Annotated in this window: 19 protein-coding genes; 2 read left to right on the top strand and 17 right to left on the bottom strand. The window is 75.1% G+C overall.

Annotation, left to right across the window (positions count from 1 at the left end; genetic code table 11):
• Nucleotides 1–10: 10 nt before the first annotated feature.
• The 3 genes from C7M71_RS27515 to C7M71_RS27505 all read right to left on the bottom strand — a co-directional run bounded on the left by C7M71_RS27515 (nt 11) and on the right by C7M71_RS27505 (nt 2739).
• On the bottom strand, nt 11–1315 hold the full coding sequence (locus tag C7M71_RS27515) for an ABC transporter substrate-binding protein (RefSeq protein ID WP_111491452.1): 1305 nt from the start codon (nt 1313–1315) through the stop codon (nt 11–13).
• Nucleotides 1316–1484: 169 nt separating this feature from the next.
• Complete coding sequence (locus tag C7M71_RS27510; protein ID WP_111491454.1) at nt 1485–2114, bottom strand: DUF6256 family protein; 630 nt, start codon at nt 2112–2114, stop codon at nt 1485–1487.
• A gap of 190 nt (nt 2115–2304) precedes the next feature.
• The gene (locus C7M71_RS27505) at nt 2305–2739 is read right to left on the bottom strand and encodes an aggregation-promoting factor C-terminal-like domain-containing protein (RefSeq protein ID WP_111490390.1); all 435 of its coding nucleotides are present in this window, start codon (nt 2737–2739) and stop codon (nt 2305–2307) included.
• A 639-nt stretch (nt 2740–3378) separates the two neighbouring features.
• On the opposite strand from C7M71_RS27505, the gene C7M71_RS27500 reads away from it, so the two are divergent.
• Nucleotides 3379–3897, top strand: a complete 519-nt coding sequence (locus C7M71_RS27500) for a hypothetical protein (protein ID WP_111495541.1) — start codon at nt 3379–3381, stop codon at nt 3895–3897.
• Between the two features lie 73 nt (nt 3898–3970).
• On the opposite strand, the gene C7M71_RS27495 is transcribed toward C7M71_RS27500, so the two are convergent.
• The 13 genes from C7M71_RS27495 to C7M71_RS27435 form a co-directional block, all read right to left on the bottom strand.
• Nucleotides 3971–4531 (bottom strand): hemerythrin domain-containing protein, encoded by a 561-nt coding sequence (locus C7M71_RS27495; protein ID WP_111495543.1) that lies wholly within the window; start codon nt 4529–4531, stop codon nt 3971–3973.
• An 80-nt stretch (nt 4532–4611) separates the two neighbouring features.
• Nucleotides 4612–5658 carry a glycosyltransferase family 9 protein gene (locus tag C7M71_RS27490; RefSeq protein ID WP_229758955.1) on the bottom strand — a complete coding sequence of 349 codons (1047 nt, stop codon included), beginning with the start codon at nt 5656–5658 and terminating at the stop codon, nt 4612–4614.
• A 423-nt stretch (nt 5659–6081) separates the two neighbouring features.
• Nucleotides 6082–7464, bottom strand: a complete 1383-nt coding sequence (rfaE2, locus tag C7M71_RS27485) for a D-glycero-beta-D-manno-heptose 1-phosphate adenylyltransferase (protein WP_114914612.1) — start codon at nt 7462–7464, stop codon at nt 6082–6084.
• On the bottom strand, nt 7461–8141 hold the full coding sequence (locus tag C7M71_RS27480) for a D-sedoheptulose-7-phosphate isomerase (protein WP_114914611.1): 681 nt from the start codon (nt 8139–8141) through the stop codon (nt 7461–7463). Before C7M71_RS27480 ends, rfaE2 begins: the two co-directional genes overlap by 4 nt.
• A complete protein-coding gene (locus tag C7M71_RS32315; RefSeq protein ID WP_229758954.1) occupies nt 8141–9379 on the bottom strand; it encodes a glycosyltransferase in 1239 nt (412 codons plus the stop codon). The genes C7M71_RS27480 and C7M71_RS32315 overlap by 1 nt, the downstream gene beginning before the upstream one ends.
• Entirely contained in the window at nt 9376–10338 is a 963-nt protein-coding gene (locus C7M71_RS32310) for a glycosyltransferase (RefSeq protein ID WP_111495437.1), read from the bottom strand. Before C7M71_RS32310 ends, C7M71_RS32315 begins: the two co-directional genes overlap by 4 nt.
• On the bottom strand, nt 10335–11378 hold the full coding sequence (locus C7M71_RS27465) for a glycosyltransferase family 9 protein (RefSeq protein WP_114914609.1): 1044 nt from the start codon (nt 11376–11378) through the stop codon (nt 10335–10337). The genes C7M71_RS32310 and C7M71_RS27465 overlap by 4 nt, the downstream gene beginning before the upstream one ends.
• A gap of 631 nt (nt 11379–12009) precedes the next feature.
• Complete coding sequence (locus C7M71_RS27460; RefSeq protein WP_407676003.1) at nt 12010–12702, bottom strand: D-glycero-alpha-D-manno-heptose-1,7-bisphosphate 7-phosphatase; 693 nt, start codon at nt 12700–12702, stop codon at nt 12010–12012.
• Nucleotides 12703–12801: 99 nt separating this feature from the next.
• Nucleotides 12802–13629, bottom strand: a complete 828-nt coding sequence (locus C7M71_RS27455; protein ID WP_111495527.1) for a SigB/SigF/SigG family RNA polymerase sigma factor — start codon at nt 13627–13629, stop codon at nt 12802–12804.
• Between the two features lie 309 nt (nt 13630–13938).
• Complete coding sequence (locus tag C7M71_RS27450; RefSeq protein ID WP_114914608.1) at nt 13939–14979, bottom strand: glycosyltransferase family 2 protein; 1041 nt, start codon at nt 14977–14979, stop codon at nt 13939–13941.
• Complete coding sequence (locus C7M71_RS27445; RefSeq protein ID WP_111494237.1) at nt 14979–16706, bottom strand: carbamoyltransferase family protein; 1728 nt, start codon at nt 16704–16706, stop codon at nt 14979–14981. The genes C7M71_RS27450 and C7M71_RS27445 overlap by 1 nt, the downstream gene beginning before the upstream one ends.
• A 109-nt stretch (nt 16707–16815) precedes the next feature.
• On the bottom strand, nt 16816–17775 hold the full coding sequence (locus C7M71_RS27440; RefSeq protein WP_111494235.1) for an NAD-dependent epimerase/dehydratase family protein: 960 nt from the start codon (nt 17773–17775) through the stop codon (nt 16816–16818).
• Nucleotides 17776–17837: 62 nt separating this feature from the next.
• Nucleotides 17838–18032: a DUF2795 domain-containing protein gene (locus C7M71_RS27435; protein ID WP_111494233.1), complete on the bottom strand. Its 195-nt coding sequence runs from the start codon at nt 18030–18032 to the stop codon at nt 17838–17840.
• A 220-nt stretch (nt 18033–18252) separates the two neighbouring features.
• Here C7M71_RS27435 and C7M71_RS27430 point away from each other — a divergent pair, with 220 nt between their 5' ends.
• On the top strand, nt 18253–20382 hold the full coding sequence (locus C7M71_RS27430) for a catalase (RefSeq protein ID WP_111494231.1): 2130 nt from the start codon (nt 18253–18255) through the stop codon (nt 20380–20382).
• 239 nt (nt 20383–20621) lie between these two features.
• Here C7M71_RS27430 and C7M71_RS27425 read toward each other — a convergent pair whose 3' ends face one another.
• A complete protein-coding gene (locus tag C7M71_RS27425) occupies nt 20622–20900 on the bottom strand; it encodes a DUF6158 family protein (RefSeq protein WP_111494555.1) in 279 nt (92 codons plus the stop codon).
• Nucleotides 20901–20925 lie beyond the last annotated feature (25 nt).

Raw genomic sequence — 20925 nt, 5'->3', positions numbered from 1 at the left:
GTACTTCCGATCAGAGCCATGGCGGCAGCTGGAACTCGCCCTGGATATAGGGTTCGGGGGCGATGAGGACGTGTTTCCGGTCCTGGATCTGATAGGTCTGGTGCGCCATGCCGAGGCCGGCGTCACGGGTCTGGTCCGGGTACTGCCGCGCGGCCTGCTCGCCCTCGACAAAGGTGTAGCCTCCGCTGACGCCCCGGTGGGTGATGCCCAGCACGGCCTGGGAGACGGCGCGGAAGTCATAGGGGTCGTTGACCTGCCGGACGGCGGTGGCCCACAGGTGGACGGCGTCGTACTGCGCGCCCGCCTGGCTGAGTCCGGCCGCGGCGCCGTACTTCTCCCGGTACTGCTTCATGAACGCCTTGCCGCGCTCGTCGGGGATGGTGCCGATGACGGTCGACCAGAGCACCCCGTTGGCGGCGTCGCCGGTGAGGTCGAGGTATTCCGGCACCGAGGGGCCGTACTGCTCGAAGAGGAGCGAGGGGGTCGGGCTGGAACGGAACTGCTTGGTGAAGGAGGCGAGGTCGCCGGTGATGTAGTCGGCGTGGAAGATCAGACCCGGTGGGTTCGCCCTGATCTTGGCCAGCGTCGGACCCCAGTCGGCGAGCGGTGCGGTCACCTGCTCATAGAGGGAGATGTCCCAGCCGTGCTCCTTCGCCGACTTGCGGACGCTGTCCGAGATCGACGTGCTGTACGGGTCGGTCGTGGTGATCACCGCAATGGTGCGGTTCTTCGGTTTCCACACCCCGCTGTCGATCCAGTTCTTGGCCAGCGAGAGAAAGCCGGGCCCGTACCAGCGCTCGGTCGGGTCGGTCTCGAAGATATTGGTGTACCCGGCCTTCTTCACCGCGTCGACATCGGCTTGGAGCGTGTTCGCATGGAAGAAGGGCGTGCCGATCTGGGCGATGGCCGGGAACTCCGCCTGGGTGGAGGAGGTGTAACCGCCGAAGAGCGCTGCCGTGCGATCCCCCTGGGCGAGTTTGCGCGCGCCATTGATGAACTTCTCCGGCGCGATGTCGGCGACATCGGCGACGACCAGTTCGAGCTTGCTGCCGAGTACGCCGCCCCCGGCGTTGATCTCGGCGATCGCCATCTCCTGGCCGCGCCGCATTTCCTGGCCGTCTGCCGAATACGCGCCGGTCACCGGGACCAGGCCGCCGATTCTGAGCGTGCCACCGCGCCCGGCCGAGCTGCGGAAGGTGTCCTCCCGGGTGGCAGGGGCCACCACAAAGCCACCGGCACCACCGACGATCGCGCCGCCCACCGTCGCGGCACCGACGCCACGGACGAAATCCCGCCGAGAAACCCTCTTCGACATCCAGCCACCTCTATGGACCGTACGTGGGAGCAGTTGAGGCCGACTGAGTGTCAACCGCCGACCGGCGGGCAGTGCGCTCGACCGGTGAGTGACAGTGATACCGGTGGCCGGATCGCCCGGCGTCCGTCATCTGACGTATGCCGTCGCCGCCCCCGGCGCCCGTGGCTGATCAGGGACGCCCTGGTGGGCGGCGGCGTTCGCGCAGCCGGGAGAGGGCGAGGAAGACCGGCACGGCGAGCGCGACAAGGATCGCCGCGCCGGTGACCGCGCTGGTCAGGAAGTGGGCGCTCTGCCGGGCCACGCCGTAGTAGTAGAGGAACACCACGGCCATCAGCAGCAGATAGCCGCCGACGGCGGTGCCGACGGTGTGCCGGGCGAGGCCGAGCCAGCCGCGTCGCGCCGTGGTGTGCGGCGGTCCGGTCAGGTGCCGGTGCAGCAGGCGCAGGCCGAGGCCGAGGGTTGCCATGAGCAGCAGGTAGCCGATCAGCAGCGGCAGGACGTCCTGGCGGAGGAGCGCGGGGGAGATCCCCGGCGGGCTGCTGCGGCCTGCCGGTTGGCCGCCGCCCTCGGGACCCCGGAGCAGGAAGTGCCAGCCCCGGACGAATGCGTGCCAGCCGAACCAGAGCCAGAACGCGAAGAGCACCCATCGGCCGACCGGATAGCGCATGACCGCACGGAGCGTGTCGCTGAGCGTGGGGAGGCCGGTCGCCGGTCGGGCGAGGCCGAGGCCCTCCCATGCGAACAGCGCGCCGAACAGGACCACCCAGGCGAGGTACCCGGCCCATCGGTGTCCAGCCATTGCGACCTCCCATGGCCAGGGGCGGGTCTTCTGGCGGGGCCTGGACGGTCCGGCGAGCGCCTGCCGTGGCCGGTAGTGGGGACGAGAACCGCTCTACGCTCCCATCGTGCGCCCGGAGTCCGGCGGAGGGTGCCGGGCGCGGACGGCATGAGGCCCCAGGCGGGTGCCTGGGGCCTCGTGCCGGGTGGGATCAGTACCAGTGGTGGGTCTGCCAGAAGGACCAGGCGGCGTTCGGGCTGCCGTAGCGGTCGTTCATGTAGGACAGGGCCCACTTGATCTGGGTGCCGGCGTTGGTCTTCCAGTCGGAGCCGACGGAGGCCATCTTGGAGCCGGGCAGCGCCTGGGCCAGGCCGTAGGCGCCGGAGGAGGCGTTGACCGCCTGCGGGTTCCAGCCGCTCTCATGGCTGATGATCGCGTCGAACGCGGCCCACTGGCCGGCCGGGACCATCGCCTGGGCCGCCCCGCGCGCCCCGCCCGCCGACACCGGGGCCGAGACGGCCAGCCCGCCGTGCCGCACCGCAGCCGAAGCAGCGGAGGCGGCGCCGGTCGCGCCCTGGGCGCGGTCACCGCCAGCGGTGTGGTTCAGGTGGTTGACGTGGTGGACGTGCAGCTGGTGCGCGCTCATCCGGGCCTGCGAGGCGGTCGCGGCCGACGCCGCCGGAGCGGCCACGGCGGCCAGCGAGGCGAACCCCGCGGTGGCGGCCAGCAGGGCGGCGGACTTATGCAGGCGGGACATGGGGATGCGCTTCACAGTCTGGGACCTCAATCGGTTCACTGGGCAGCCGGGCCTCACGGCTCCTGGCGCCCGTGGCACCCGTTTCGGTTCGGTGTGCCGGAGGAGGCGCCGGGGCTCTTGCGAACCCGCCGACGCCGTCGGACCCGGCCCAGTCTTAGCGACCCGCCCGAACCCCGACAAACCCCCTCCTACGACCCCGCCCCGTAGCCGACCGAACCCCCACGCCCGCCCCCCGACCCCGCGAAACCACCCCCGCCGGACCCCCGACCGCCCCTCCCGCACCGACCGCGCCGGACCGCCACCCCCTCCCCCACCAGCCCCTTTGCCAGTGATTCAGTGCATGTGCGGCTTAAACACGCAGATGCCCGAAATCGGATGTTTATTCTGCGACCGGCACCCCACCGGCCGTCTACGAGCAAGCCTCGTACACCCACGAATCCCTGTGAGCCTCTTCACGTCGATCCGGCCCGCGCACCGAGCCGGGGCCCGGCCGGTTTGCGATGTTCCGGCCGGGGCACTCCGGCGGGCATGCTTCTCGACATCCTCAAAGGCGCCCTCGCCGGCGCGGCCGGCACCACCGCCCTCGACGCGGTGACCTATCTGGACATGGCCGGGCGCGGCCGACCCGCAAGCGGCACGCCCAGCGAGACGGTGGAGCGGCTGGCGGAGAAGGCGGGCGTCGGCATCCCGGGCGAGGGCGAGCAGCGGAAGAGCCGCGTCTCGGGGGTGGGAGCACTGCTCGGCATCGCCACCGGCGTCGCGATGGGGGCCGCGTACGGTGCGCTGCGAGGGGCCGGCCTGCGACCGCCGGTGCTGGTGGGCGCCGGGCTGGTGGCCGCCGTCACCATGGCGGGGACCAACGCACCGATGGTCGGGCTGGGGATCTCCGACCCGCGTACCTGGTCGTCGACCGACTGGCTGTCCGATGTGGTCCCGCATGCGGTGTACGGGCTGGTGACGGCGGGGGCCTGCGCGCTCTTCGACGGCGAGCGGCCGGGGCGGCGGGCGGCGTGTGGGGCGCGGCGTGCGGTGAGGCGGCGAGGTTGAGGTAAGAGGCGATCGGGGCGGCGCGGGCGCGGGGCGGCGGCCCGGCCGGTCCTGGGCCGCCGCCCCGATGCGTTCAGCTCTGTCGGCCCCGGCCCGTGAGGTGGTCGCGGATGCGGTCGACCAGTGCGGCGCCGGGAGCCAGCGCCTTGTTGAACGGCGGCTTGTCGGGGGCGTGCGGGTGCGGGTGCGTGGGTGCGTGCTCCTTGGCGTGCACCACCTTCTGCCCGAGCGCCTTGCGCTCCTCCAGCGGCAGCACCTCCTCCAGCTGCGGGAAGATCACGTCCTCCTCCTCGCGGACATGGGCGCGGATCTCCGCCTCCAACTGCTCCACCAGCAGGGGGAAGTCGGTGTGGTCTGGGCTCAGTCCGTCGAGCGCGTTCATGGTCCGCTCGGCCTCGGCGTGCTCGGCGATCTCCTTGTCGGCGATGGCATCGCCGGACGGCAGGGCCTTGCGGATGGCCGGGTAGAGGTACTCCTCCTCGGCGATCGTGTGCCTCACCAGTTCGATGATCATGTGGTCCACCAGCTCGCGCTGCTGGACAGGGTCGGTGCTGACGTCGAACGCGGCGAACAGGCGCTCCACCTCCCGGTGGTCCCGCACCAGCACCTGTAGGACGTCCTGCGACTCACCCATGGGGGATGTCTCCTCGGCTCGGCGGCTGGTCCGTCCCGGCTGGGGCGGACGCCGCCCCCGGGTTCCCGTGCGGCCCGGCCTCAAACGCCGCCGCCGGGCGGCCCCGGACGGGGGCGCCATGCTGCTGCGGGGGCGGGGAGGGCGTCCAGCGCGTCCAGGACCTCGGCGGGCGTGATGCGGAGCAGGCGGCGGTCGGGGCGGCGGCCATGGGCGTCGCCCGGGCGCAGCGGGGAGCCGGGGTCGGGGTGCCAGAGGGCTCGGTGGCGGGTCAGGGCGGGCGGGCCCCAGAGGCGGGGGGCGACCGGGCCGAAGAGGACGACGGAGGGGGTGCCCAGTGCGGTGGCGAGGTGGGCGGGGCCGGTGTCGCCGACGACCAGGGCCCGGGCCTGGGCCAGGACGGCTGCCAGACCGCCGAAGGTGAGGCCGCCGGGGGCGCCGAGGACCTGCGCGGCGGGCAGCCCGGCGAGGTCCGCGACCTGCCGGGCCAGCTGCGCCTCGCCCGGCCCGGCGGTGACGACGACCCGGCGGCCCCGCGCGGTGAGGGCGGCCGCGACCTCGGCGAAGCGTGCGGCCGGCCAGCGACGGGCTCCGGCGTCGGCGCCGGGGTGCAGCACGATGGCGTCCGGGGCCGGTGAGGCGGGTCCGGGGGCGGTGATCCGCAGGTCGTCCGGGTCGGCGGGGATGCCGTACCAGGTGAGGAGGCGGCACCAGCGGAAGCGTTCATGCTCGTCGTCCCGCCACTGCGGCGCCCGGCCGGCTGGAGTGTCCGGGGTGTCCGGGGTGTCCTGCGTGTCCGGGTGGGCGAAGGCGAGCAGGCGGCCGGGTTGCAGGCGTTGCAGCAGCTGGCGGCTGGGCGGACCGTTGCCGTGCAGGTCGACGGCGGTCTCGGGCGGGGGGCCGGTCCAGTGGAGCCGTTCGGGGACTCCCCGCCCGGGGGCTTCGGCGGGGAGGACCCGGTCGACCGCCCCGGTCGCGGCGGCGGCCTCCGCCAGCCGGGCGGGCGCGGCCAGCACGATCTCCCGTCCGGGGTGGGCCCGGCGCAGCGCGCGCAGCGCGGGCACTGCGGTCAGCAGGTCACCCAGGCCGAGAGCGCGCAGCACCAACACCCGCCCACCCCCCGCCGTCACCAGGCCACCCTCGCAGCCCGCCCACCCCTCCGGCGCGGCCCGGCCCTGCCACCCGGCATGGCCGGCACCGGGTGCCCCGCCCGGCGGGCACGCGCAGTGGCGGCGCACGCGGGGGTGTCGTGGGGCGGCGCGGTCATCGGAGTACCCGCCGGGGTGCGGTGACCCGGTGTCGCCACCCGGCACCCGGTTCCGCCGTCGGGCGCTCGCCCTCGGAGGCACGGCGGAGGGGACGCGCCTCGGACCGGCTGGGCCCGGACGACGGGTGCCTCATCCGGGGGCCACGGGCGGCACGCCACCCCAACCCCACCGGGAACGCAGGGGTGCCCTGCGGCGGCGCGGTCATCGGAGTGCCCGCCGGGGTGCGGTGAGCCGGTGTCGCCACCCCGTCAGGCGGGCGGGGCGGGTGCAGGTGAGGTGGGGCGGTCATTGGGGGACGTCGGCGGCGCGGCGGGTGAGTGCGGTGGTGGAGCGGCCGTCGAGATAGGGGAGGACGACGGCCTGGCCGCCCCATTCGGCGAGCGCCGCCGCCTCCGGCAGGTCGTCCGGGGTGTAGTCGCCGCCCTTCACCCAGACGTGGGGCCGCAGGGTCCGCAGCAGGGTCTCGGGAGTGTCCTCCTCGAAGACGGCGACGGCGTCGACGCAGCCCAGTCCGGCCAGGACGGTGGCCCGGTCCGCAGCGGGGTTGAGGGGGCGGCCCGGGCCTTTGAGGCGCCGTACGGAGGTGTCGGAGTTCAGGCAGACCACCAGGCAGTCGCCGATGCGGCGGGCGCTCTCCAGCAGGCCGACGTGGCCGGCGTGCAGCAGGTCGAAGCAGCCTCCGGTGGCGACCACGGTTCCGCCTCGGGCGCGTACGGCGGCGGCAAGCGCGGCGGGGTCGGTGGGCGCACCGGAGGGGGCTGGGTGGCCCGCTCCGCCGTCGGCGACGAACGCGGCGGCTGCGGCGACGGCCCGCTGAAGCGCCTCCTCCGGGAGGGCGCCGTCGGCCAGGGCGAGGGCGGCGGTGGCGGCGAGGCAGTCCCCGGCGCCGCAGGGGTCGCCGACGGCGGTGTGCGGGGGCGGGATCAGCATGGGGCTGCCGCCCCGGGCGAGCAGGACGCCCCGCTCGCCGAGGGTGACGGCGACGGCGGCGGCGTGCCAGTGGCGGGCCAGCAGGGCGGCGCGGGCGGTGTCGGCGCGCAGGGAGGTGTCGTCCGGGCGGGGCCGGTCCGGGTCGTCGGGCAGGGCGGCGGCGAGGGTGCGGGCCTCGGCGGCGTTGGGGGTGGCGAGGCGGGTGCCGGGTACGGGGGCGGCGCCGCGCGGATGGGGGTCCCAGAGCAGCGGGACGCGGCGGGCTGCGGCGGCGAGCAGCGGTCGGAGTACGGCGGCGGTGCCGCGCCCGTAGTCGGAGACCAGGACGGCGGCGGCGCCGCCGAGGGCGCGGCATACGGCGGCGTCGGGCTCGCCGGGGGTGCCGCCGCCGTGGTCGAGGCGGACCAGCGGGCGTCCGGCGGCCCGGACCCGGGTCTTCACGGGGAGTGTGCCGTGCAGCGGCAGTTCGGCGAGGTGGACACCGTGTGCGGTCAGGGTGGCCCGTACGGTCCGGGCGGCGTCGTCGCTGCCGAGCGGGGTGACCAGGATGACCTCGCGGCCGTCCTGGGCGGCGGCGAGTGCGGCGGCCAGACCGGCGCCGCCGGGGCGGCTCCGCTCGGCGGCGATGTCCACGACGGGTGCGGGGGCATCGGGGGCGAGCCGGGTCGCCTCGCCGTCGATGTCGCGGTCCAGCAGGGTGTCGCCGACGACGACCAGGGCACGGCCGGCGGCGGTCATACGGCCTTCCGGGCGTTGGGACGGCGGCCGGGGTGGCGGGCGAGTGCGGTGTCGAACGCCTCACAGAGCAGATGGAGGGCGACGAGGTGCATCTCCTGGACGGTGGCGGGGGCGGGGGCGTCGATGGCGAGGGTCTCGTCGGCGGCGCCGGAGAGCGGGTTGGGGCGGCTGCCGGTCATGGCCCAGACGGCGAGCCCGGCCTTGCGTCCGGCGCGGGCGGCGGCGAGCAGGTTGGGGCTGCGGCCGGAGGTGGACATCAGGATCAGGACGTCGCCGGGGCGGCCATGGGCGGCGATCTGGCGGGCGTAGAGGGATTCGAAGCCGTAGTCGTTGCCGACCGCGGTGACGGTGGAGGTGTCGGCGTGCAGGGCTATCGCGGAGAAGCCGGGGCGGTCCTGGCTGTAGCGGCCGACGAGTTCGGCGGTGAGGTGCTGGGCCTGGGCGGCGCTGCCGCCGTTGCCTGCGGCGAGGAGGCGTCCCCCAGCGGGGAGGACGGCGGCGAGCGTCCGGCCCCAGGCGGTGACCCGGTCCAGGCCGTGGCGGTGGAAGCGGGCCAGGCTGTCCTGGAGGGCGCGGCAGTGCCGGGCGGCGGCCTCGGCCGCTTCGGCGGATTCGGCGGTGTCGGCGGCCTCGGGGGCGGGGCGGACGGAGGCGGCTGCGGGGTGCGGAGGATGCATCAGGCTGCTCCTGTCGCGGTGGCGGTGGCCTTGGCGGTGCGGCGCGAGCCGGTGAGGACGTCCCGGTACACCTCCTCGGTGGCGGCGGCGACGGTCTCCCAGCTGTAGCGGGCGAGTACCCGGCGGCGGCCGGCCCGGCCGTAGGCGGCGCGGGTGCCCGGGGAGGCGAGCAGTTCCACGGCGGCCGAGGCCAGCGCTCCGGGGTCGCCGGGCGGGACGAGGCGGCCGGTGGCCCGGTCGGCGACGGTGTCGAGGTGGCCGCCGACGGCGCTGGCGACCACCGGGATGCCGCACCCCATGGCCTCCAGGGGCACGATGCCGAACGGCTCGTAGTCCGGGGGGCAGAGCACCAGGTCGGCGCTGCGCAGCAGCGCGGGCATCTGCTCGGGCGGTACGCCGCCGAGCAGTCGCAGCCGGTCGGCGACGCCGGTCTCCGTGGCGAGGGCGCGCAGCCGCCGCGCCTCGGGGTCGGCGTCGAGGCGGTGGGCGGGCGGCCCGCCGGCGATCAGCAGTTCGGCGCCGGCGATGCGGGCGAGGGCGGCGATGGCGGTGGCGGCGCCCTTGCGGGGTACCAGGCGGCCGATCTGGAGCAGCCGGGGTCGTCCGGAGCGGGCGGCGGCGGGTCCGTCCGGGGTGAAGCGGGCCGGGTCGACACCGCAGGGCACCACGGTGGTGCGGTGGCGTGGCAGTCCCATGGCGGCGAGTTCGTCGGCCTCGCTGCGGCAGGTGGCGATGATGCGGCGGCACATCCGGCCGATGGCCTGCTCCAGCGGGATGCGGCGGATGGGGCTGGTGTCGGCGGTGCCTTGGTGGCGCCGCTTGACGGTGCCGAGGGCGTGGTAGGTCTGGACGACCGGGACGGCGAGCTCGCGGGTGCCGCGCAGGGCGGCGAGGCCGGACATCCAGAAGTGGGCGTGCACCAGGTCGGGCCGGTCGGCGGCCCAGATGCGGGCGAGGTGGTCGCCGAAGGCGTGCATATGGGGCAGCAGCAGGTCCTTGGGGACGGCGTGGGCGGGGCCGGCGGGGACGTGGTGGACCGTCACTCCGGGCCGGAGAGGCACATCGGCGGGGAGGTCGGGGGTGTCCCGGCGGGTGTGCACGGTGACCTGGTGGCCGAGGTCGGCGAGTGCGGCGGCGAGGGCGGCCACATGGACGTTCTGACCGCCCGCGTCGACGCCGCCGAGCACGGCCAGCGGGCTGGCGTGCTCGGAGACCAGGGAGATCTTCAGCGGCCTCACGCGCACACCTCTTCGATGACGTGGTTCCAGTCGGTCAGGAAGCGCTTCAGCCCATAGCGGTCCAGCGCGGCCTGGCGGGCGCGGAAGCCGTCGGTGACGGCGGCGGCGGGGTCGGCCAGGTAGTGCCGGACGGCTTCGGCGAGCACCTCGGGGCGGGTGGAGACCACGCCGGCGCCGGGTGGGACGGCACGGGCGGCTTCGGTGGTGGCGAGGGCGACCACCGGCATGCCGAGGTGCATGGCCTCCAGCAGGGAGAGGCCGAGCGAGGTCCAGCGCACGGGGTGCAGATAGACCCGGCGGTCGGCCATCTCGCGGTGCAGCAGGGACTGCGGCAGGTCCTGGGTGCGGCAGCGGTCGGGGGGCAGCGCGAGGTGCGCGGCGAGACCTTCGGTGCCCATGCCGAAGACGTCCAGCGGTGCGGCCTCGGCGAGGGCGGGGAGCAGGTCGGTGCCGGTGGTGCGGCCGCGCCGGACGGGTTCGTTGACGACGACGGCGGCGCGCGGCAGTCGGCCGGTGTAGCGGTGGCCGGGGTCGACGATGCCGTGTTCGATGACGGTGGTGTGGGTGGCCCCTGCGTCCCAGAAGAGCCGGTTGAAGTGGGTGACGTGGACCAGCCGCAGGTCGGCGCGGTCGGCGACGGGGTGCCGGGTGTCGGGGACCCGGCCGTCGGGGGCGTTGTGCTCCAGGTAGACGGCGGGCAGGTCGCGGCCGGGGCGGCGGCCCAGCCAGGCGGTGGCCAGTTCCTCCTCGTGCGGGCGCTGGAGGACCACCAGGTCGAGATCGGCGGCGCGCAGCCGTTCGGGGGGCAGTTCGACCACGGTGGCCGGCCAGTCCCAGGTGCGGGCGCGGCCCCGGCCGTCGGGGCCCCGGCCGGGAGTGACCGGCACGACATAGGTGTGCGGGCCCTGGACGAAGGAGGTGGTCCAGGAGCCGTGGACGTGCCAGAGCAGGATGTTCACGCGGGCACCTCGCGGCAGGCCGGGGCCGGGTCTGCGGGCCCCCCGGTGAGCGTGGTGACCGCGTCCAGCAGTTCGGCGTCGCTGACCGAGTCCAGGCAGGGGTGGCCGCTGACGGGGCACTCACGGGCCCCCGTACCGGCGCAGGGTGCGTCGGGGCTGCCGAGCAGCACATGCGGGACCTTGTACGGGGCCCAGCGCTCGGCGGGGACGACCGGTGCGAAGAGGCTCACCACGGGGGTGCCCAGGGCCGCCGCGAGATGGGCCGGTCCGGTGTTGCCGACCACCACGGCGTCGGCGTGGGCGAGGACTCCGGCCAGCTGGGCGGGTTCGGTCCGGCCGCCGAGGTCGAGGGCGGGTCCGGCGGCGGCGACCTCGGCGGTGAGCGCGGTCTCGTCGGGGCCGCCGGTGACCACCATCCGGTGGCCGGCGCGGGCGAGGGCGCGCAGCGCTGCGGCGGCGCGGCGGGGGCTCCAGGCGCGGGCGGGCACTGCGGCGCCGGGGTGCAGGACCAGGTACGGGTCGGTGCCGGTCAGGGCCGAGGTGTCGGGGGGCGGGGTGACCCGCAGCCTGCCGTCGTCGCCGGCCGGCAGCGGCAGTCCGGCGGCGGTGGCCAGGTCGACGGCGGCCTCGGCCTCATGGCGGCCGGGGGCGCGGCGGTGGCGCAGGTCGAGCAGCGAGCCGGGGTAGTGCTCGCTGTCGGCGCCTATCCAGGGGATTCCGGCGAGCCGCAGCACCAGCGCGGTGGGCAGCGGGCTCTGGTGATGGGAGGCCAGGACCAGGGCGCGGTCGAAGCGGCGCGCGGCGAGGTCGGCGACCAGTCCCCGGATGCGCTCCGGCCGTACCGGCTGCGGGGGCACCCCAACCCAGGGCGCATCGTGGACCAGCACCTCGTCCACCCCGGGCAGCATCCGCGCCGCCCAGGCGCCGCGCGGGCCGCACAGGACGGCGGTCCGGTCGGACCCGGCGGCGGTGGCCCGTACCGCCGGGCCTGCCAGCAGCACATCTCCGGCGCTGTCGAGGCGCACGACGAGCGACCTCATCGGTCTGCCCTGCCCATCCGGCTGGCCCGGCCACCGCCGCCGGAGCGGGCCGGGGACGCAGGACAGCTCGGGCGCGCGGGGGGCTCCGGGGGTGCCGGGAGTGCTGAAGACACCGGAGGTGCCGGGGGCGCCGAGAATGTGGGGGGCTCCGGGGACACCGGGAGCACGGGAGACGCGGCGCGCCCCGGAGACGCCGAGGGGATGGAGGACTCCGGGCGGGCCGGAGGTGTGGGAGAGCTCGGGCGCGTGGGGGGCTCCGAGGACGCCGGAGGTGCCGGCCGCGCCGCGAGTATGGGGGACTCCGAGGACACCGGGCAGGCCGGAGGCGCCGGGGATGCCGGGAGTACGGGGGGCTCCGGCCACGCCGAGAGTATGGGGAACGCCGAGAGCGCCGGGCAGGCCGGAGGCGCCGGGGACTCCGGGAGTGCGGGAGACGCGGGGGGCTCCGGGGATGCCGGGAGTGTTGAAGACGCCGGAGGTGCCGGGGGCGCCGAGCGTATGGGGGGCTCCGAGGACGCCGGGGACGCCGGGGACGCCGGGAGCACGGGAGGCGCGGGGGGCGCCGGGGATGCCGGGGGCTCCGGGAGCGGGGCATGTGGCCGGGGCTCCGGGGATGCCGGGAGAGTTCGGCTCAGGGGGGCGGTGCAGGGGGTGTGGGGTGGGGCGGGAGGGTTGGGGGGTGGTGGAGGGCCAGGTGGATGGCGGTGGGGAGGTCGGGGGCGACCTCGGGGGCGTGGGCGATCTCCTCGGCCCGGGTCTGCGGGGCGGGTACCAGGATGCCCCGGGCGCCGGCGGCGGAGGCGGCCTCCAGGTCGGCGCCGATGTCGCCGATGACCACGGTGCGGGCCGGGTCGGCGCCGAGTCGGCGGCAGGCGGCGTGGATCAGGCCGGGGGCGGGTTTGCGGCAGCCGCAGCCGTCCTCGGGCCCATGCGGGCAGACGGCCCACACCTGGAAGGGCCCGAGCAGCGCCTCCACCCGGTCCTGTACGGCGGTCAGCTGCTGCCGGGTCAGCACTCCACGGGCCACCCCTGACTGGTTGCTGACCACGCCCAGCGGGATGCCCAGGGCCCGCAGTTCGGCGAGGGCGGTGCGGGCCCGGGGGACGGCGCGCACCCGCCCCGGGTCGCCGTTGTAGGGGACGTCCACGACCAGGGTGCCGTCCCGGTCGAAGAGGATCGCGTCCGGTCGGGAGCGGTTCCCGGGACGCCGCCGTACGGGGGACGCGGCGGCGGGGAAGAGCCAGGGCTCCGGGACTGCGTCGTCCCATGGGGCGGTCGTGGAGGGCATGGCGGGCGAGTTGCCCCGGGAGGCGCTACGAAACATGGACAAGTCGGTCACCTTCCGTTGCGGTCACCCGCCGTGCAGGGCCGGGACAGGGGATACGGGACAGGGGCGTTACGGGGTTACACGGGATGCGGACGTTCAGATACCGGCGAGCATGCCGCTGCGCAGCGTGGCGCAGGAGCGGGCGATCAGCCGGGAGACATGCATCTGCGAGACGCCGACCACGTCGGCTATCTGGTGCTGGGTCATGCTGCGGAAGAAGCGGAGGAAGAGGATGCGCCGTTCGCGCTCCGGCAGCCCTTCCAGCAGCGGCCGGAGCGAGATCCGGTCGACGACCAGGTCGAGGTAGCGGTCCTCGCTGCCCATGGTGTCGGCGAGCGAGCCGACCTCCAGGCCCGGCACCGGCGCGTCCAGGGAGACGGCCGCGTACGCCTGGTACGCCTCCAGGCCGAGGATCACGTCCTCCTCGGGCAGCCCGGTGTAGTCGGCCACCTCGGCGACGGTGGGGCTGCGTCCGCCCAGCGGCTGGAGCAGTTCCTGCTGGGCCCGGCGCACCTGGTTGCGCGCCTCCTGCACCCGGCGGGGCACATGGAGGTCCCAGGCGTGGTCGCGGAAGTGCCGTTTGAGCTCTCCCACGATGGTCGGCACCGCGAAGGACTCGAAGGCGTGGCCCTGCGCCGGGTCGTAGCGGTCCACGGCCTTCACCAGGCCCACCGAGGCGACCTGGACCAGGTCGTCGTCGCTCTCGCCTCGGTTGCGGAAGCGGCGGGCCAGCCGGCGGGCCATCGGCATCAGGGACGAGATGACCTGCTCGCGCAGCCGGTCGCGCTCGGGTCCTGCCGGGAGGCGGGCGAGCTGCTCCAGGCGGTGCGGCAGGTCGTCCGGCGAACGGTCCTCCGCCCAGGTGGGGGGAAGACCGTCGGAGCGGGGGCTGGGGCGGGCGGGACCGGGCCCGGGACGGGGCATGGCAGCCTGCTTTCCGTGCACAGCCGGCGGCGTTGCGCACTCCGGCGACGGGGATCGGGCCCGTGACCTGCCGCTCCGGGGTGGGACACCGCACTGGGTGCGCGGCCCGGAGGGCGGGCTGTCGACCGTTCAGACGGCTTGACCGGCCCGTATGTGCCGCTTGTCCGTGGCACTGGCTCCCGCCTGCCCGAGGTGCATTGCAGCAAACACGGTCCCTTCCGGCGCTGCCGCCGCCGGGTGGCGCCGCGCCCGGGCGGCCCGGCCCGGGCCCGGCGGCGGCACTCCCCGTCGGCGCCCTTCTGCCGCAGGTCAGACCGTGTGCCGCAGCGCCGGTGCGGCCTCCGCCGGGGCACCGTCCGAGCCTGCGGGCCAGGGCCGGGCGGCGCGGTACCGGACCCGGCCGCGCAGCCAATGGAGTGACGCCACGGGCGGGATGAGGACGCTGGTCGCGGCCATGGTGGCGACCTCGTCCGCAGTGCGCGGGCCCGGCAGGATCCGGGTGGCCGCGAACTGGGCGGTGCCCAGCGCCCACGCCCCGGCGAAGAGCAGGGCGGGGGTCCGGCGGCGGGCGGCGGCGCAGCCGAGGGCGGCGAGGGCGGCGGCGGTGACGGCCAGATGGCTGCGGAGCCGCCCGCGCGGGGCCTGGGCGCGGGTCCACCAGTCGCGGCCGTGCAGCCGGGTCATCAGCGCGTCATCGGCGTTGCCTGCCTGGGCGCGTACCGAGGCGAGCCGGTCGGCGGGCCGTACGGGGTGGGTGGTGCGGCGGCGGCCCATGCTGATCGTCCAGCCGGCGTCCAGGGTGCGCAGCGCCAGGTCGGCGTCCTCGCGGAACGCGCGGCGGAAGCGCTCGTCGAAGCCGCCGACCGACTCCAGGGCGGCCCGCCGGTAGGCCATGTCGGCGGTGATCCAGAGGGCGGTGGCCAGACCGGCGGTGCCGCGTTCCCCGTCGGTGGGGCGGCGGTCCTCGGGCAGCGGGACCCGGATGCGGCCCTGTACGGCGCCGACCTGCGGCCCGGCGGCCCGCAGGTCGGCGGTGAGGTCGGCGGCCCAGGTGGGGCCCGGCAGGACGTCGTCGTCCAGGAAGGCCACCCAGGGTTCCTCGGTGCTGCGCCAGCCGATGTTGCGGGCGGCGGCGGGGCCGTTGCCGCAGCCGGCCAGGGTGAGCACCCGGCCGCGCAGCGCCTCGGGTACGGCGACCGGCAGCGGCCGGCAGTCGTCCAGCGGCCGGTCGTCCACCAGGACGACCCGCCGGGGCGGCGGACCCGAACAGGCCGCCAGGGCGTGCAGGCAGGCGGTGAGGCTGGGGCGGCCAAGGGTGGGGATGACCACCGAGTAGCCGGTGCCGATCATCATGCCGCCTCCTGGGGGTCGGTGCCGTGAGGGTCGGTGCCGTGAGGGTCGCTGCCGTGAGGGTCGCTGCCGTGAGGGTCGCTGCCGCCGGCGAACATCCGGTTGCGCCGGACCGCGAAGGGTCCCAGCGCGAGCAGGTCCACGGGGGCGGAGCCGAAGCACTCCAGGGCGTCGCGCGGATCGTCCACCATGGGCCGACCGGCGGTGTTGAGGCTGGTGTTGACGACCACGGGCAGCCCGGTCAGCTGCTCGAAGCGGTCCAGCATCCGGGCGACCAGTGGTTCGGCGGCCCGGTCGACGGTCTGGATGCGGGCGGTGCCGTCGACATGGACCACGGCCGGGATGCGGTCGCGCCACTGGGGGGCGACCCGGTGGACGAAGAGCATGTACGGACTGGGCAGCGGCCCGTCGAAGATCCCGGCCGCCCGTTCGGCCGTCACCATCGGCGCGACCGGCCGGAACTGCTCGCGGCCCTTGACGTCATTGAGCCGCTCCAGGTTGCCGGAGTGCCCCGGGTGGGCGAGCAGCGAGCGGTGGCCGAGCGCACGGGGCCCGTACTCGGCGCGGCCCTGGAACCAGGCCACGATCCGGTCGGCGGCCAGCGCCTCGGCCACCTCGGCGGCGATGTCGGCGGGGCGGTCGTAGGGGACCCCGGCGGTCTTCAGCCATGCCTCCAGTTCGGCGTCCGACCAGCCTCGGCCCAGGTCGGCGCCGGGCATCGGCGCGGGCCGGTCGCCGCCGGTGGCGGCCAGATGGAGGGCGCCGCCGAGGGCGGTTCCGGCGTCCCCGGCGGCCGGCTGCACCCAGACCCGGTCGAAGGGGCCCTCCCGGGCGATACGCGAGTTGGCGACGCAGTTGAGCGCCACTCCCCCGGCCATGGCGAGCAGCCGGTCTCCGGTGCGGCCGTGCAGCCAGCGGACCAGGTCCAGCAGCACCTCCTCCAGGCAGTGCTGGGCACTGGCGGCCAGGTCGGCGTGGTCCTGGGTCCAGGCTTCGGCGGGCCTGCGCGGGCGGGCCAGCTCCGCCCAGGGCACCCGGACCGCGTGGAAGCCGCCGTCGCCGGTGGAGTACACATGGCGGCGCAGTTCGGGGAGCAGCCTCGGGGTGCCGTGCGAGGCCAGCGCCATGACCTTGTACTCGTCGGAGGAGCGCAGAAAGCCCAGGTGTTCGGTGAGTTCCTCGTAGACCAGGCCGAGGGAGTGCGGCAACTGCTGGGCGTACAGGGGTTCCAGGCGGTCGTGGACGCGCCGGGCGGCGAGGTGGGAGGCGGCCTCGCCGCGCCCGTCGAGGACCAGCGCTGAACAGGTCTCGGCGTCGGGGGCGGCGTGGGTGGCGGAGGCGGCGTGGGCGAGGTGGTGGGGGACGAAGTGCACGGCGGCGGGGTCCAGGCCGGGCAGGGCGGCGGCGAGGAAGTACGGGGCCTGCCGGGCGTAGTCGAGGCGCAGGTGGTCCCAGGGGTCGTCCAGGCCGAGGGTGTCGGCGGGTCGGGCCAGGTCGGGGTCGAAGGAGTAGGCGACGGCGTCGAGGTCCTGGGGGCGCAGCCCGGCCTGGGCGAGGCACCAGGCGGCGGCCTGTTCGGGGAGTTCCCAGGCGGAGAAGGGGACCGGGCGCTTGCCGTGCTTGCGCCGGGAGAACCGCTCCTCCTCGGCCGCGGCGACGGTGCGGCCGTCGATGACCAGGGCCGCCGCCGGGTCGTGGAAGAGGGCGTTGATGCCGAGGATGCGCATGGGGTCGGAGCCTTTCGGTCGCAGGTCCGCCGGTTCACGGGTCTGGCGGCTCACGGGTCTGGCGGCTCTGTGGTCTGCCCGCCCCCGGCCCGTCGGCTCGCGGGCCCGTTCAGCTCTCGGGGTTGGCGCGGCACCAGGTGATGGTGCGGCGCAGCCCCTCCTCGGGGTCGGTGAGCGGCTCCCACTGGAGCTTGTCCCTGGCGAGGGCGACATCGGGGCGGCGTACGGCGGGGTCGTCGGTAGGGCGCTCGATGTACCGCAGCTCCGAGGTCGAGCCGGTGAGCGCGATGATCAGCCGGGCGAGGTCGACCATGGTCAGCTCATAGGGGTTGCCGATGTTCACCGGCCCGGCGAGGTCGGCTGCGGCCAGCGCGAGGACGCCGCGCACGGTGTCGTCGATATAGGTGAGGGAGCGGGTCTGGCTGCCGTCGCCGGTGACCGTGATCGGCTCCCCGGCCAGGGCCTGCCGGATGAAGGTGGGGACGGCCCGGCCATCGCGGGCGCGCATCCGGGGGCCGTAGGTGTTGAAGAGGCGGACGATGGCGGCGTTGGTCCCCCGGACGGCCGCATCGGCGGTGGTGAGCGCCTCGGCGAACCGCTTGGCCTCGTCGTAGACGCTGCGCGGGCCGACCGGGTTGACGTTGCCCCAGTAGCCCTCGCTCTGCGGGTGCTGGAGCGGGTCGCCGTAGACCTCGGAGGTGGAGGCGAGGATGAAGCGGGCCTTGTGGGTGCGGGCCAGCGCCAGCGCGTTGCGGGTGCCGAGGCTGCCGGTGTCCAGGGTGTGCAGCGGCAGCCGCTGGTAGTCGGCGGGCGAGGCCGGGGAGGCGAAGTGCAGCACCAGGTCGATGCGGCCGTCCACGTCGAAGGGTCGGCAGATGTCGGCCCGCAGCACGGTGAAGCCGTCCCGGCGGGCGAGGTGGGCGACATTGTCGGGGGTGCCGGTGGAGAAGTCGTCGACACAGACGACCTGGGTGCCTCGGTCGAGCAGCGCGGTGCACAGGTGGGAGCCGACGAAGCCGGCTCCGCCGGTGACCACGGCCCGCCTCCAGCGGCCGGCGGTGGTGTTCATACGGCCTCCGGTGGGGCTGGCGTTCCCCGCCCGCCGGTCGGCGGGCGGGGGACGCGGGCGGGTCAGGCGTGCTTGAAGAGGGCCTTGCTGACCTCGGCGGGGTTCTGGAAGGTCTTGGTGTCGAGCTTGCGGATGCGCTCGACCAGCCGCTTGTCGGCGCCGTTGTCGGTGGCGCGCTTGGCGAGCTGGTCGCGATCGCAGGGGTAGTCGACGCCGGACAGGGCCTTCTGCACGTCGATGGGGCTGATCTCGGCCATGGTCGGTTCCTCCACGGGGTGTCGGGGTGCCGCCCGCGGTGCGCGGTACGGCAGCCCGGTGCGGTACCCCGGGCCGAGCGGTTCATGCCGGGTCGATCGCGGGGGGCGTCCGTATGGGCGACGGCGCTCCGCAGGTGCATGATCGCGATCGGCTCGGGTACCGGGGGCGGACCGCAGGGCGGTGTACGCATCGCCGGACCGTTCGAGAGGGAGCACCACCATGGCCGTAGGGCCGGAGACCACGGGTAGCGGCGCTGGGCGGGAGGACGAGAAGGACCGGCAGTTGGAGGAGTTCCGCGACCCTCCGAAGCCGTCGCTGACGACCGACCAGGGTGTCCGCGTCGATGACACCGACAATGCGCTACGGGCCGGCGACCGGGGGCCGACGCTGCTGGAGGACTTCCACTTCCGGGAGAAGGTCACCCACTTCGACCATGAGCGGATCCCGGAGCGGGTGGTGCACGCCCGGGGGTCGGGCGCGTACGGGTTCTTCGAGCCGTATGCGTCGCTGGCGGAGTACACCTGCGCCGACTTCCTCCAGGAGGCGGGGCGGCGCACTCCGGTCTTTGTGCGGTTCTCGACCGTGCAGGGGCCGCGCGGGTCGGCGGACACGGTGCGGGACGTACGCGGCTTCGCGACCAAGTTCTACACCCGGCACGGCAACTACGACCTGGTGGGCAACAACTTCCCGGTCTTCTTCATCCAGGACGCCATCAAGTTCCCGGACTTCGTGCACGCGGTGAAGATGGAGCCGCAGAACGAGATGCCCACCGGGGCGTCGGCGCATGACACCTTCTGGGACTTCTGCGGGCTCCAGCCGGAGACCACCCACATGCTGATGTGGCTGATGTCGGACCGGGCGATCCCCCGCAGCTTCCGGATGATGCAGGGCTTCGGTGTGCACACCTTCCGCTTCGTCAACGCGGAGGGGCGCGGCACCCTGGTGAAGTTCCACTGGAAGCCCCGGCTCGGTGTGGCGTCGCTGGTGTGGGACGAGGCGCAGATCGCGGCGGGCCGCGACCCGGACTTCAACCGCCGCGACCTGTGGGAGGCCATCGCGGCGGGCGACTACCCGGAGTGGGAGCTGGGGGTGCAACTGGTGCCGGAGGAGGACGAGTTCGCGTTCGACTTCGACCTGCTGGACTCCACCAAGATCATCCCGGAGGAGCAGGTGCCGGTACGGCCGATCGGCCGGATGGTGCTGGACCGCAACCCGCAGAACTTCTTCGCCGAGACCGAGCAGGTGGCCTTCCACACCGCCAACATCGTGCCCGGCATCGACTTCACCAACGACCCGCTGCTGCAAGGCCGCAACTTCTCCTACCTGGACACCCAGCTGATCCGGCTGGGCGGCCCCAACTTCTCGCAGCTGCCGGTCAACCGGCCGGTCGCCGAGGTGAGCAGCAACCACCGCGACGGCTACGGCCAGCAGGTGATCCAGTCGGGCACCAGCTACTTCCCCAACTCGCTGGGCGGCGGCTGCCCGGCGCACGCCGGGGCTGGCGCCGACCTCGCGGCGGGCGTCTTCACCCACTACCAGCGGCGGGTGGACGGCGACGCGATCCGCCGCCGCAGCGACTCCTTCCAGGACCACTACAGCCAGGCCACGCTCTTCTGGAACAGCATGTCGGACTGGGAGCGGCAGCACATCGTGGCGGCGTTCCGGTTCGAGCTGGGCAAGGTGGAGAACGTGCCCGTACGCGAGCGCATGGTGGAGAACCTCAACCACGTCGACCACGGTCTGGCCACCGCCGTCGCCGAGGGCATCGGCGTCACCCCGCCCGCGAAGCCGGCCGGGGGCGGCCACAACGCCGCCTCCCCCGCGCTCAGCCAGGCCAATCTGCTGGCCGGCGACCCGGCGACCCGCAAGGTGGCGGTGCTGGCTGCCGACGGCGTGGACGCCGGGCAGGTCGCGGCGGTCCGGGAGGGACTGGCCGCGCGGGGCGTACGGGTCGAGGTGCTGGCGCCCCGGGACGGCTCGGTGCGCGCTGCGGACGGGTCCGCCTTCGCCGTGGACCGGGCGCTGCCGACCATGGCCTCGGTGCTGTACGACGCGGTCGTGGTGGCCGGTGGCGACGAGTCGGCGGCGGCGCTCTCGGCGGAGCCGGACGCGCTGCGCTTTGTCACCGAGGCGTACCGGCACGGCAAGCCGGTCGGCGGGCTCGGCGCGGGCGTGCGGTTGCTGGGCCCCGGGGCGGACCGGGGCGCTTCCCCGTCCGGGGAGGTCGCCTCGGAGCGCGGGGTGGTGACGGCGGGCGGCGATGCGTCCTGCGCGGGGCGGTTTGCGGAGGCGTTCGCGGAGGCGCTGGCCCAGCACCGCTTCCCCGACCGGCCGGCCCTGCTCCGGTGACACCACGCCCGGCGGCGGGGTCGGAGCGGGAGAGCGGAGTCAGGGCGGCGGAGTCATAGGGCGGTGGGGTGGGAGGCGCGGTGGCCGGGGTCGGAGCGGGGGGCGGCGGCTCGGGGCCTAAGCGCGCGAAACCGAAGCGGGGGCCGGAGCGGGGGGCCGGGACGGCGGAGTCAGGGCGCGGGGCCGGGGCGGCGGGGCCGGGGCGTGTGGGGCCGGGGCGTGTGGGGCCGGGGCGGGGGTCAGGCCAGGCCGCGGGGGGCGTCCGGGTCGGTGCCCTCCGCATGGGTGCGGGCCCGGGCACCGAGCCGGGTCCGGCCGGCGGTCACCATCCGCTCCGGGTGGCGGCGCAGGTACTCCTCCTCCAGCTCCGCCATCCGCGAGGTGTGCCGGTCCAGCGCCTCGGCGGAGCCGTGCAGCAGCGTCTCATGGCGGGTGCGGTGGATCTGCTCCAGCTCGTGCATGAGCACGCTCTCGTCGAGCTGCCCGGGGTCGATGCCGAGGGTCGGTGCGCCGTCCATCTGGTCCTCCTCGTGCCGCCGGTCC

Source organism: Peterkaempfera bronchialis (assembly GCF_003258605.2).
Classification (GTDB): domain Bacteria; phylum Actinomycetota; class Actinomycetes; order Streptomycetales; family Streptomycetaceae; genus Peterkaempfera; species Peterkaempfera bronchialis.
The sequence above is the reverse complement of the archived record's forward strand: the minus strand, read 5'-3'. Positions and strand labels throughout refer to the sequence as shown.